The sequence below is a fragment of the Streptomyces sp. NBC_00582 genome (assembly GCF_036345155.1).
In the GTDB taxonomy this organism is placed as follows: Bacteria; Actinomycetota; Actinomycetes; order Streptomycetales; family Streptomycetaceae; genus Streptomyces.
On sequence record NZ_CP107772.1, the window covers coordinates 1,858,710 to 1,872,330 of the forward strand.

Consider the following 13,621-nt stretch of genomic DNA (forward strand, 5'->3'; position numbering starts at 1 on the left):
CACTATCGGTTGATGGCCGCGTCTCCCCGCCTGCCAACACTCCGGCCGCCGCGGGCCCGGACCCGTACGGAGGAGTTGACGCCGGGACGGGAGTCCCTGGCGAACACCGTGCAGTGGGTGATCCGGGGTCAGCGCATCCGTCTGGAGGCGCTGCACGAGACCCGTGAGGCGATCGAGCCGGCCTGCGCGGCGCTGGCGGCCCGCCGGCGCACCGAGCGGGCTCTGGCGGAACTCGACGCGGCCCACGCGGAGCTGGTCGGCGCGGGAGAGGACGTGCAGCGGTTCCTGCGGGCCAATGTGCGCCGGCACACGACGGTGGCGCGGGCGGGCGGCAACGAACTCCTCATCGGGTTCATGAGCGCCCTCGCACGGTCCGTCCACGCGGCGACCGACCTGGATGCGTTCCTGGACGCCGGCATCCGTGAGCTGACCGGCCGCGCGCACACCCGGATCACGGAGGCGATCCGGGCGGGCGACGAGGCGGCGGCCCGGCGGATGACCCGGCACATCTGCGGTTCCGCCGTGGCGGCGGCCGAGGTGGACGACCGGGAATCCAGACGGCGCCTGTCCCACGGCCGACGGACGCACCGTCGTGCTGGGGACGACGAGCGACCGTGAGTGGGACCGGCAGCCCGGGAGCCGCTGGGGCGGCCGGGCCTCGCGGACGACGACCGGTTCCGCACCAACGCGGGGCGGGTGGCCCACCGGGCCGTCCTGGACGCCGCGCTCACCGACTGGTGCGCGCGGCACGGCCTGGACGACATCCAGGACCGGGCGGACGCGGCCGGCATCGGCAACGCCCGCTACAACACACCGCGCGAGGTCCTCGCCCGTCCGCAGCTCGCCGCCCGCGACCGCCGGCGGGAGATCGACACCCCGGCCGGTCCGGTGCCGGCGCTGCTGCCGCCGCCGGTGATCGAGGGCTACGCGCCTCCGATGGGCGCGGTGCCGGCGCTCGGGCAGCACACGGATGCGGTGCTCGCCGAACTCGGCCTGTCCGAGGGGGAGATCGCCGCGCTGCGGGAGCGGGCCCGCCGTCGCCCACCTCGTGCGGGTCGGCCGCAGTCCCGCCGCCCTCCTCCAGCGCTGCGCGGCGAAGGTGACCGCCCGTCTGCACGGGGCATGCGTCGGCGCGGGCATCGAACTGGCGGCCTTCGCGGGGCAGGTGGCGCCGCACCGGACACCACGGTCCGCCTGCCGGAGCTCGGCACGGGACTGATCCCCGGCGCCGGCGGCGCGGCGAGCCTCCCGGCCCGGATCGGCCGGCACCGCACGGCGTATCCCGCCCTCAGCGGCACCCCGTTGGGGGCGACGGAGGCGTTCGCCCGGGGGCTGGTCGACGCGATCGCCCCGGACAGCGGCGCATGACGGCGGATCCCCGCACGTCAAGACCCGTCCCGACCTTTCCCGGACACTCGACACGCGACACACAGATTTTCCTCACGTGTCATCCACGACCCACCGGAGGCCGGACCCGCGTGTCGCGATGCGGACATGCGGTCCAAAGGAACGCATTTCTTTCGGTGGTTGATGTTTCCACGAGATGAGTCGGGAGTGAACGCGGAGATCCCGGAAAGGAATTCATCCGCTTTCCTCCCTCATGGCCGCCCGTCCACGACTGACCGAATCATTGCGGCTGGTTACCAGCCGATCGTTCGATCGTTGACCGGTGAGTAATAAGAGCACTACCTTTCAACGCGTTTCGAGCAAGCGATTTTCATCCCGCCTTCCGCGGTGACCCGTGCCCGCGCGAATGCGGTGCACCGCCTTTGCTGTCCTGAACACCCCCCACCCTGCGGTTTCACGTTGATTCGGAGAATCATGACGTCCGCTGCGCGTTCCGAGGACATGATCATCGGCATCACCCCGTTCGGCGAGCCCGACGCCGGTCTCGCCCTGGCGGTCGGCAGGGCCGGCGGCCTCGGCGTACTGGACCTGGGGCCCGGGGACCGAAGAGCGCGCGAGGCCCTGGCCCGGCTGCGCCGCGCCTCACCGGGCGCGTACGGCGTGAGAGTCGGACCGGGCTGCCGGCTCACCCCCGACGATCCGGCCCTCGGGGACCGCGGGCCGCACACGGTGGTGCTCGCCGCCGACGCGCCCTGGCCCGTGGCCGAGACCGCCGGCCGGTACCGCGTGCTGGTGGAGGTCACCGATCTCGCGGGCGCGCGGGACGCGGCACGCGCCGGGGCGCACGGGCTCGTCGCGCGCGGTGCCGAGTGCGGTGGCCGGGTCGGCGAACTCAGCACCTTCGTGCTGCTCCAGCAGCTCCTCGCGGCGCCGGATCCCGGTCTGCCGGTGTGGGCCTGCGGCGGCGTCGGCCCGCGCACGGCCGCCGCCGCGGTGGCCGGCGGGGCGGCCGGAGTCGTCCTGGACAGCCAGCTCGCCCTGCTCGACGACTCGGCGCTGCCCGAACCTGCGGCCGCCGCGCTGCGCGCGATGGACGGCTCGGAGACCGTCGTCCTGGCCGGACACCGCGTCCTGCGGCGGCGCGGCCCCGACGCCCCGCAGGTCCCCGAGGGGGCGGGGCCCGAGGAGGTGGCGGCGCTGCTCGGTGCGCGGGACCCGCGTACCCGGCTCCTTCCCGTGGGCCAGGACGGCTTCCTCGCCGCCCGCTTCGCCGAGCGCTGGGGCGACGCGCGGCGCACGGTGCGGGCGCTGCGCGAGGCGATCCTGGACGCCTTACGCGACGACACGGCCGTAAGGGCGCTGCTGCCCGAGTCCGCGATGAGCCGGGCGCTCGGGACGCGACTGCCGCTGGCGCAGGGGCCGATGACACGGGTGAGCGACGAGGCGTCCTTCGCCGCCGCGGTCGCCGCGGAGGGGGCGCTGCCGTTCCTCGCCCTGGCGCTGGCGGACGGGGCGCGGACACGGGAGATGCTCGCCGCGACCCGGGACGCGGTCGCGGGCCGCCCCTGGGGGGTGGGGGTGCTCGGTTTCGCGCCGGAGGACGTGCGTGCCGCGCAGCTGGAGGCCGTGCGGGAGCTGCGGCCGACGCACGCGGTCATCGCGGGCGGGCGGCCGTCCCAGGCGCAGGCGCTGGAGCGGGACGGCATCCGGACCTTCCTGCACGTGCCGTCGCCGGGGCTGCTGCGGCAGTTCCTCCAGGCGGGGGCACGCCGGTTCGTGTTCGAGGGCTCCGAGTGCGGCGGGCATGTGGGCCCGCGCGGCAGCTTCCCGCTGTGGGAGGCCCAACTCGCCGTCCTGGAGGACCACTTGGCGGAGGCGGACGGCTCGGATCTGGAGGTGTTCTTCGCGGGCGGGGTGCACGACGGGCGCTCTGCGGCGATGGTCGCCGCGCTGGCCGCGCCGCTGACCGCGCGCGGGGCCGCCGTCGGGCTGCTGATGGGGACGGCGTATCTGTTCACCGAGGAGGCGGTGACGCACGGGGCGATCCGGCCGCTGTTCCAGCGGCAGGTCCTGGCCGCCGAGCGCACCACGCTCCTGGAGTCGGCGCCGGGCCACGCCACCCGGTGCGTGCCCAGCCCGTTCGCCGCGGACTTCCGCACGCGAGAGGCCCGGCTGCGCGCGGAGGGCGTGCCCGAGCGGCGGGTCTGGGAGGAGCTGGAGCGCCTCAACGTGGGCCGGCTGCGCCTCGCCAGCAAGGGCGTGACCCGTGACGGCGACGGCGCGCTCGCCGCGGTCGACGAGCAACGCCAGTACACGGAGGGCATGTTCATGGCCGGGGAGGTGGCGGTGCTGCGCCGGGCCACCACCACGCTGGCCGCGCTGCACACGTCCGTGACGACCGGAGCTGTCGACCATCTCACCGCGCGGACCGCCGAGTTGGGCGTGGAGCGGGGCGCCCGGCAGGAGCCGAAGGCCCCGGCGCCGCTGGACGTCGCCGTCGTCGGCATGGCGTGCATGTTCCCGCAGGCACCCGATCTGCCCACGTTCTGGGCCAACGTCGTCGGCGGCGTCGACGCGGTCGGCGAGGTCCCGGCCGACCGCTGGGACCCGGCCGTCCACCACGGCGAGTCGACCCCGTCGAAGTGGGGCGGCTTCCTTCCGCCGATCCCCTTCGACCCGCTGCGCTACGGCATCCCGCCCGCCTCCCTCGGCAGCGTCGAACCGGTGCAACTGCTGTCCCTGGAGGCCGCCCGGCGGGCCCTCGACGACGCCGGATACGGCGACGGGGGACGGGAGTTCGACCGCTCGCGCACCTCGGTGGTGTTCGGCGCCGAGGCGGGCAGCGACCTGTCGAACGCGGCCACCCTGCGGGCCGTGCTGCCCTCGTACTACGGGAAGGTCCCCGCCGGACTGGAGGAGCAGCTCCCCCGGCTGACCGAGGACTCCTTCCCCGGCATGCTCGCCAACGTCATCTCCGGGCGGATCGCCAACCGGCTCGACCTCGGCGGCGCCAACTACACGGTCGACGCGGCGTGCGCGTCCTCGCTCGCCGCCGTCGACGTCGCCTGCAAGGAACTCGTCGGCGGCACCTCCGACGTGGTGCTGTGCGGGGGCGCCGACCTCCACAACGGCATCAACGACTACGTCCTGTTCTCCTCCGTCCACGCCCTCTCCCCGACCGGCCGCTCCCGGGCCTTCGACGGCTCGGCGGACGGCATCGCGCTCGGCGAGGGCGTGGCCTGCGTCGTCCTCAAACGGCTCGCCGACGCCGAACGCGACGGCGACCGGATCTACGGCGTCATCAAGGGCCTCGGCGCCTCGAGCGACGGCCGTTCCCTCGGCCTGACCGCCCCGCGCCCCGAGGGCCAGCGGTCGGCGCTGGAACGGGCGTACCGCAACGCGGGCGTCTCCCCCGCCGACATCGGTCTCGTCGAGGCGCACGGCACCGGCACGGTGGTCGGCGACCGCACCGAACTGCGCATCCTGAGCGAGGTGTTCACCGAGGCCGGCGCCGAGTCCGGGGCGTGCGCGCTCGGTTCGGTGAAGTCGCAGATCGGGCACACGAAATGCGCGGCCGGAATGGCCGGGATGATCAAGACGCTGCTGGCGCTGTACACCGGTGTGCGACCGCCGACGCTGCACATCGAGGCGCCCAACCAGGCCTGGGAGGCGGACAGCAGCCCCTTCGCCTTCCACGCCGAGGCACGCCCCTGGGCGGCGCCCGCGACGGAACGGCTCGCCGGGGTGAGCGCGTTCGGGTTCGGCGGCACCAACTTCCATGCCGTCCTGAGCGCCTACGCCGACGGCGCGCCGCCGGTGCGCGGGCTGGACGTCTGGCCTGCCGAGCTGTTCCTCTTCCGCGGCCGGGACGAGGGCACGGCCCGGCGCGCGGTGGAGGAGCTGCTGCGCGCGGCGGAGGCCGAGGGCCGGCCGTGGCGGCTGCGGGACCTGGCGCTGAGCGCGGCCCGGCGGTCGGACGCGAGCGGCGATCCCGTACGGCTCGCGGTCGTGGCGACGGACGTCGACGACCTGACCGGCAAGCTCCGGCGGGCCCTGCGCGGCGAGTCCGACCCCCGCCACGGGCTGCACCCGTACGACCCGCAGGACGGCCAGGTCGCCTTCCTCTTCCCCGGCCAGGGCAGCCAGCGCACCGGCATGCTCGCCGACCTCTTCGTGGCCTTCCCCGAGGTGCGCTCCTACCTGGAGCTCGGCCGCTCCCACGCGGACGCGCTGTATCCGCCGGCCGCCTTCGACGAGGCCGCACGGGACCGGCAGCAGGCCGCCCTGACCGACACCCGGGTCGCGCAGCCGGCCCTCGGTGTCGCCGGGCTCGCCGCGCACGCCGTGCTCACGGCGGCCGGGGTGCGCCCGGACATGGCCGCCGGGCACAGCTACGGCGAGCTGGTCGCGCTGTGCGCGGCCGGCGCCCTCGATCCCGAGGCGCTGCTGGAGCTGAGCGCCGAGCGGGCTGCGGCGATCCTGGAGGCCGCCGCGTCGGCCGGTGAGGAGCCCGGCACCATGGCCGCCGTCGCGGCCGGCGCCGAGGAGGTGGCCCGGGCCCTGCGGACGGCGGGCGCGTCCGGCTCCGTGGTCCTCGCCAACCGCAACTCGCCCGAGCAGACGGTGATCTCGGGCCCGACCGACGCCGTCACGGACGCCGTACGACTGCTGCGCGAGGCGGGTCTGGGCGCGAAACGGATCCCCGTGGCCTGCGCCTTCCACAGCCCGCTGGTCGCCGGGGCCGGTGACCGGTTCGCCGAGGCGCTCGCCGAACGGCAGCTGCACGCACCCGAGTTCCCGGTGTGGTCCAACCGCACGGCCGCGCCGTACCCGGCCGACCCGGACGCCGTACGGGACGGGCTCGCCGCGCAGATCGGCGCGCCCGTCGCCTTCGCCGAACAGATCGAGGCGATGTACGAGGCGGGGGCGCGGGTCTTCGTCGAGGCCGGTCCCGGGTCCGTGCTGACCCGGCTGGTGGGGCAGATCCTCGGCGACCGGCCGCACCGCACGGTGGCCTGCGAGCCCCGGCCCGGCGGCGGGCTGCCCGGCTGGCTGGACGCCCTGGCCCGACTCGCCGTGGCGGGGCTGCCGGTGCGCACCGGGTGGCTGCTGCGCGGCCGGGACGCGGTCGACGCCGTCCACACGCCCGTACCGAAGCGGCCCGGCTGGACGGTGGACGGGCACCTGGTCCGCACCGCCTCCGGGGCCCTCCTGCCCGGTGCGCTCGCCCCCGCCCGACGCGTCACCGAACCCGCCGAAAGGACTGTGCCGACTGTGACGACGAACCCCCCGCACGGTGTCCCGTCCGACCGGGACGCGCTGATCTCCGAGTTCCTGCGCACCAGCCGGGAGATGATCGCCGCCCAACGGGACGTGCTGCTCACCTACTTCGGCGCCGCTCCCGGGACGCAGCCGGCCGCGCCGCTCGCGCCGCGGGCCGTGGCCGCGCCGGAGGTGATCGCGGCGGTGCCGGAACTCCCGCTGCCGCCGGCAGCCGTCCCGGAGCCGGAAGCCGCCGCCGTCGGCGGCGCCGACGTCCAGCAGGTGGTCCTGGAGATCATCAGCGAACGCACCGGCTATCCCGTCGACATGATCGAGCCCGACCTGGATCTGGAGGCCGATCTCAGCATCGACTCCATCAAGCGGGCGGAGATCGCGGGCGAGCTGGCGAAACGGCTCGGCGCCGCGGGCGGGGCGGACCTCACCTCGCTGGACGACACCGAACTGGAGGAACTGGCGAAGGCCCGGACCGCGGCGGCGGTGACGGACTGGCTGAGATCACGGCTGGAGGGCGCTGCGGCAGCGTCCAGGGCGGCGGACGAGGCGGGATCCGGGGCGGCGGACGGGGTGCCGTCCTCGTCGGGCGCCGGGGAGTCCGCCGGGTTCGGGGGGCCGACGCCGACCCGGTCGGCCGGGCCAGTGGCCGTCGGTCCGGCCGACGGAGCGACCCCCGGTGCGGTCGACACGGTCGCCGGTGAGCCGCCACGGCGGCATGTGCTGCGGCCGGTGCCGATCGATGCCGGTGCGGTCGCCCCGTCCACCGCCCTCCCCGGCACCCGCTGGGCGCTCCTCGGGGACGCCCCAGAGGCCGCCGCGCTGCTCTCGGCCCACGGCGCCGAGGTCGTCGTACACCCCCGCGATCGTGTGCTGTCCGAGGCGGACGGCCCGGTGGACGGGGTGCTGTACCTCGGCGCGCTCGCGGCGCCCGAGGACGACGTTCCCGTGCTGCCCGACGCGTTCGCCGTGCTGAAGGCCGCCCTGGGGCGGGGGCCGAGATGGCTGCTGGCCGTGCGGCACACGGACGGCGAGCAGCCGGACGCCCGGTCGGCGGGGCTGCGCGGGCTGTTCCGGACCGTGGCGCGGGAGTACCCGCAGACACTCGCCCGGGTGGTCGACCTGGACGACGCCTCGCCGGACGCGGTGGCGCGGGCCGTGGTCGAGGAGGCCGTGGCCGCCGACCGGACGCCGGTGGTCCTGCGCGCGCGGGGCGGACGGTACGGCTTCGAACTGGTCGAGGAGCCCCTGGGCGCGCTCGGCGACACCGGCGCGGGACCGGCCGGGGACGGGGTCGCGGAGGCGGCCGCGCTCGGTCTGGACCGGGACTCGGTGGTGGTGCTGGCGGGAGGGGCGCGGGGCATCACCGCGCAGTTCGCCGCCGCACTCGCCGGTGCCGCCCGCTGCCGGCTGGAGCTGCTCGGCCGTACGCCCGCCCCGGACGGCCCCGAGGACGCCGACACGGCCGCCGCGCGCACCCGGGCCGAGCTGCGGTCCGTGCTCGCCGCGCGCGGCGGGCTGAAGCCGGCCGAGATCAACCGGACCGCCGAACTCCTCCTGGCCCAGCGGGAGATCACCGCGACCCTCGGCGAACTCGGCGCGCTCGGCGCCCGGGCGCGCTATCGCGCGGTCGACTTCCGTGAGCCCGAGGCGGTGGTGCAGGCGGTCAAGGAGATCCACGCCGAGCACGGCCGGCTGGACGGGGTGGTGCACGCGGCCGGGATCATCGAGGACCGGCTGATCGCGGAGAAGACCGCCGAGTCCTTCCAGCGGGTCTACGGCACCAAGGCGACCGGGGCGGACGCCCTGCTCACGGCGCTGGAGGACCTGCCGGCCGCGCCCGCGTTCACGGTGCTGTTCGGCAGCATCTCCGCCGTCCTCGGCAACCGGGGGCAGGTGGACTACGCCGCCGCCAACGACGCGCTGGAGACCCTCGGCGCCGCCTTCGCCGCCCGCACCGGCCGGCGGGCGGTGACCGTGCACTGGGGCCCGTGGGCGCCCGCGCCCGGTCACGGCGGGATGGTCGGCGCGGAGCTCGCCCGCGAGTACGCCCGGCGCGGCATCCGGCTGATCGACCCCGAGGAGGGGACCGCGGCGCTGCTGCGGGAGCTGGCGTGGGGGGATCCCTCGGTGACGGCCGTCGTCCACACCGCTTCGGGCTGGTGACCGGTGACGTCATCCTCCCCGACGGCCGGTGCGACGGAGTCGACGGGCCGTCAGGTTCCGGTCGCCATCGTCGGGATGTCGGTGCTGCTGCCGGGCGCCGCCGGTCTGGACGCGTACTGGCGCAATCTCCGGGACGGTGTGGACGCCGTCGGCGAGGTGCCGCAGGGGCGCTGGGACGCGGAGTACTACCGGCCGGGCAGCGCGGCCGAACCGGCGCTCGCGGACCGGGTCTACGCCCGCAGGGGCGGGTTCGTGGACGGGCTCGCGGAGGTGGAGGTCACCCGGTTCGGGATCATGCCGAACTCGGTGGCCGGCACCGAGCCCGACCAGCTCATCGCCCTGCACGTGGCGTCCGCCGCCCTCGACGACGCGGGCGGCGCCGACCGCCTCCCCGACCGAGGGCGCGTCGGCGTCGTCCTCGGCCGGGGCGGCTACCTCACCCCCGGACTGGTCCGGCTCGACCAGCGGGTGCGGACGGCGGGCCAGCTCGTGCGCACGCTGGGCGAGCTGCTGCCCGACCTGTCCGACGCCCAACTCGCGCGTGTGCGTGAGGCGTTCACCGAACGTCTGGGGCCGGACAGCCCCGAGTCCGCGATCGGTCTCGTGCCCAACTTCGCGGCCTCCCGGGTCGCCAACCGGCTCGATCTGCGCGGTCCGGCCTACACGGTGGACGCCGCCTGCGCCTCCTCGCTGGTCGCCGTCGACCAGGCGGTCGGTGAACTGGCCTCCGGGCGGTGCGACATGATGCTGGCCGGGGGCGTCCATCACTGCCACGACATCACCCTGTGGAGCGTGTTCTCCCAACTGCGCGCCCTCTCCCCCAGCCAGCGCATCCGTCCCTTCCACCGGGAGGCGGACGGCATCCTGATCGGGGAGGGCACCGGGGTCGTCGTCCTGAAGCGGCTGGCGGACGCCGAGCGGGACGGCGACCGGATCTACGCCGTGATCCGGGGCACCGGGGTGGCGAGCGACGGCCGGGCGGCCGGACTGGTCAATCCCGATCCCGGCGGCCAGGCCCAGGCCGTGCGGCAGGCGTGGCGGGCCGCCGGGCTCGACCCCGCGGCGCCCGGCTCGCTCGGTCTGCTGGAGGCGCACGGGACGGCGACGCCGGCCGGTGACAGCGCCGAACTCACCACGCTGGCGGAGGTGTTCGGGCCGGGTGGCGAGGACCGGGACGCGGTGCTGGGCTCGGTGAAGTCGATGATCGGGCACACCATGCCCGCCGCCGGTGTCGCCGGTCTGGTGAAGGCCGCGCTCGCCGTCCACCACGCGACCCTGCTGCCCACACTGCACTGCGACGACCCGCATCCGGCCCTGGCCCGCACCCGGTTCCGCACCCTGGAGAAGGCGGCGGAATGGGAGACCGGGCCGGGACAGCCGCCGCGCAGGGCCGCCGTCAACGCGTTCGGGTTCGGCGGGATCAACGCACATGTGGTGCTGGAGGAGGCGCCGGGGGCGCGGGCCGTCGCCCGGGGGGCACACACGGGTGGGCCCGCGGTCACGGAGGTGACCGAGCCGGAGGAGGTGCTGCTGCTCGCCGCCGCGTCACCGGCGCACCTCGCCGCCCTGCTCGACGCCGACGACGCCGCCGTACGGGCCGCCGGACTCGATGCCGCTCGCCCGCACCCGGGAGCGGGCCCGGCACGGCTCGGGATCGTCGACCCGACGGCGAAGCGGCTCGCGCTGGCCCGGCGCGCGGTCGGCAAGGGGCGCGCCTGGCACGGCCGCAGTGACGTCTGGTTCCGGCCGGCCCCTCTGCTGGGCGCCGGACACGGAAAGCTGGCGTTCCTCTTCCCCGGCCTGGAGGGCGACTTCACCCCCCGGGTCGACGACGTCGCCGCCCACTTCGGCCTGCCCGTCCCCGAACTCCCCCGGGCGGAGACCGGGGACATCGGCCGGCACGGCCTCGGTGTCGTCGCCGTGGGCCGGCTGCTCGACACCGCGCTGCGCCGCACCGGGATCGTGCCGGACGCGGTCGCCGGGCACAGTGTGGGCGAGTGGACGGCGATGGCGGCGGGCGGGCTCTACGCGGGGGACGAGGTCGACGCCTTCATGGCCGGCTTCGACCCCGACGGGGTGACGGTCCCCGGGCTCGCCTTCGGTGCGATCGGAGCGTCCGCCGACCGGGTGCTGGAGGCCCTGCGCGAGGAGGGCCGGGAGCGGGCGGGACTCGTCCTCTCCCACGACAACGCGCCCGGCCAGTCGATGGTGTGCGGCCCGCAGCCGGCGGTGGAGGACCTCGTCCGGGCGTTCCGCTCCCGGGGGGTGCTCAGCCAGGTGCTGCCGTTCCGGTCGGGCTTCCACACACCGATGCTGGAGCCCCACCTCGGCCCGATCAGGGAGGCCGCCGAGCGGTTCCGGCTGCAGGCGCCGCACACGCCGGTCTGGTCGGGGACGACCGCCGCGCCCTTTCCCGAAGGGGAGGCGGACATACGGGAGTTGTTCGTACGGCATCTGCTGGAGCCGGTCCGTTTCCGGCAGTTGGCGCAGGCCCTGTACGCGTCCGGTCACAGGGTGTTCGTGCAGGCGGGGCCGGGACAGCTCGGCTCCCTCGTCGGCGACACCCTCGGCGCACACGACCACCTGGTCGTCGCCGCCAACTCGCCGCACCGCACGGGCCTGGCCCAGCTCCGCCGGGTGGCCACGGCGGTGTGGACGGCGGGGGCCGACGTGGCCCCGTCCCTGACGCGATCCCGGCGGACGGAGACATCACGGCCGCCGGTGCGGCTGGACCTGGGCGGCGCGCTCGTCTCCCTCGCTCCGGAGAGGCTCGCCGAACTCCGCGCGGACCTGCGCCCACGCGCCGGCAGCGGCCCCTCGCCGCTGGACGCGATCGCCCGACGCTCCCCGCTGGCCGCCGAGTTGAGCGCGCTGATGCGCGAGACCGCGGACACCGCGGCGGCCCTGCTGAGCGAGCCCGCGCCCCGGGCTCCGTCACACCCGGCCCCCCGCCGCACCACCGTCCATGTCTCCCCCGACACCATGCCCCACCTCCTCGACCACTGCTTCTTCCCGCAGCGCCCCGGCTGGCCGGACGTGGCCGACCGGTGGCCGGTGGTGCCGGCGACGACGATCGTGCGGCACCTCATGGACGCGGCGGCCGAGGCCGCCCCCGGCACCCTCCCCGTGGCCGTGCACGGCGCACGGTTCGAGGAGTGGCTCACCGCCACCCCGCCGGTCGACGTACCGGTGACCGCGACCCCGCGGGGCCCGGACCGCGTGGCGGTGTCCTTCGGCCCCCGCGCCCGCGCCACGGTAGAGCTGGCCGCCCGCTACCCGTCCCCGCCCCCGGCCCCCTGGCCCGTCGGCAGCGCCTCCGAACGCGTTCCGGAACACACCGCCGCCCAGCTCTACGACGAGCGCTGGATGTTCCACGGCCCCGCGTTCCAGGGCGTCAGCGAGCTCACCGCGATCGGCGAGCGCCATGTCCGCGGGATCATCACCACTCCGCCCGCGCCCGGCGCGCTGCTGGACAACGTCGGCCAGATCCTCGGCTACTGGATCATGGCGACGCGGACCGAGCGGACCGTGGTGTTCCCGGTCGGCATGCGGGAGATGCGGTTCCACGGACCGGATCCGGCGCCCGGCACAGAGGTGGGGTGTCTGGTCCGGATCACCTCGCTCACCGAGACCGTCCTGGAGGCGGACGTCCAGCTCACCGTCGACGGCACGGTGTGGGCCGAGCTGTACGGCTGGCAGGACCGCCGGTTCGACAACGACCCGAAGACGCGTCCCGTCGAGCGCTTCCCGGAGCGCAACACCCTGTCCGAGGTACGGCCGGGTGGCTGGACGCTGCTGCACGAGCGGTGGCCGGACCTCGCCTCGCGTGAGCTGATCATGCGCAACTCCCTCGGGGGGCAGGAGCGTGCTGAGTACGCCGCCCACGCCCCGCGCGGGCGCCGCCAATGGCTGCTCGGCCGGATCGCCGTCAAGGACGCCGTACGGCAATGGCTGTGGGACCACGGCGAAGGACCGGTCTTCCCCGCCGAACTCCGGGTGCACAACGACCCGTCGGGCCGCCCCCGCGTCACGGGCGTCCACGGGCGCACCCTGCCCCCGCTGGACGTCTCCCTGGCCCACTGCGCGGAGGCCGGTGTGGCGATCGTCCGGCCGCACGGCCCGGGACCGGGCCCCGGCATCGACGTGGAAGAGGTCACCGACCGCACCCCGCAGACCCTCGACGCCGCACTGGGCCAGGATGAACTCAGGCTGCTGAGAAGCCTGGCGTCGGCCACCGGGGACTCCGAGGCGCTGTGGTTCACCCGCTTCTGGGCGGCGAAGGAGGCCGTCGCGAAGGCGGAGGGCACCGGATTCGGCGGTCGGCCCCGGGACTTCACCGTGCTGGACGCCACCCCCGGCGGCGACCGGCTGACCGTATCCGGCCGGCGGGAGCGCCCCTACGCCGTGCACTGCGCGCCGGCCGCCAACCCGCCCACCCTGCCCGCCCGGCGCTATGTCGTCGCCTGGACCACGGGCCCCGCCCCGGCGCCCACGGCACCGAACCGACCGAAGGAGTACGACCGATGACCCCCGTCACCGCGGACGAGGAGAGCGTCCTCGCCGACCTCACCGGGATGCTCGCGCGGCTCCTGGAGGACGAGTACGGCCTCGACGACGTCGAGATCGGCATGCAGACCACGTTCAACCGCGACCTGGAGCTGGAGAGCATCGACCTGGTGACGCTGGCGGGACTGCTCCAGGAGCGGTACGGCGAGCGGGTCAACTTCGCCGAGTTCCTGGCCGGGATGGAGTTCGACGAGATCATCGAGCTGACCGTCGGGCGGCTCGTCGAGTACGTGGTGACCAGTCTGAAGGCGGCGGGGGCGAGCTGAGC

Annotated in this window: 5 protein-coding genes; all 5 read left to right on the top strand. The window is 75.6% G+C overall.

Going from position 1 to position 13,621, the window contains the following annotated elements:
* Window positions 1–75: 75 nt before the first annotated feature.
* The 5 genes from OG852_RS07820 (at window position 76) to OG852_RS07840 (ending at window position 13,619) form a co-directional block, all read left to right on the top strand.
* A complete protein-coding gene (locus OG852_RS07820) occupies window positions 76–618 on the top strand; it encodes a FadR/GntR family transcriptional regulator (protein ID WP_330347431.1) in 543 nt (180 codons plus the stop codon).
* Window positions 619–1,368 carry a CoA transferase gene (locus OG852_RS07825; RefSeq protein ID WP_330347432.1) on the top strand — a complete coding sequence of 250 codons (750 nt, stop codon included), beginning with the start codon at window positions 619–621 and terminating at the stop codon, window positions 1,366–1,368.
* Window positions 1,369–1,821: 453 nt separating this feature from the next.
* A complete protein-coding gene (locus OG852_RS07830) occupies window positions 1,822–8,787 on the top strand; it encodes an SDR family oxidoreductase (RefSeq protein WP_330347433.1) in 6,966 nt (2,321 codons plus the stop codon).
* 3 nt (window positions 8,788–8,790) lie between these two features.
* The gene (locus OG852_RS07835) at window positions 8,791–13,314 is read left to right on the top strand and encodes a beta-ketoacyl synthase N-terminal-like domain-containing protein (protein ID WP_330347434.1); all 4,524 of its coding nucleotides are present in this window, start codon (window positions 8,791–8,793) and stop codon (window positions 13,312–13,314) included.
* Window positions 13,311–13,619 carry an acyl carrier protein gene (locus OG852_RS07840; RefSeq protein ID WP_330347435.1) on the top strand — a complete coding sequence of 103 codons (309 nt, stop codon included), beginning with the start codon at window positions 13,311–13,313 and terminating at the stop codon, window positions 13,617–13,619. The genes OG852_RS07835 and OG852_RS07840 overlap by 4 nt, the downstream gene beginning before the upstream one ends.
* The last annotated feature ends 2 nt before the right edge of the window (window positions 13,620–13,621 follow it).

Bases quoted from the DNA above. Each gene is read 5' to 3' on its own strand.
- OG852_RS07840 (WP_330347435.1), top strand. From the start codon at position 13,311: ATGACCCCCGTCACCGCGGACGAGGAGAGCGTCCTCGCCGACCTCACC.
- OG852_RS07830 (WP_330347433.1), top strand. From the start codon at position 1,822: ATGACGTCCGCTGCGCGTTCCGAGGACATGATCATCGGCATCACCCCG.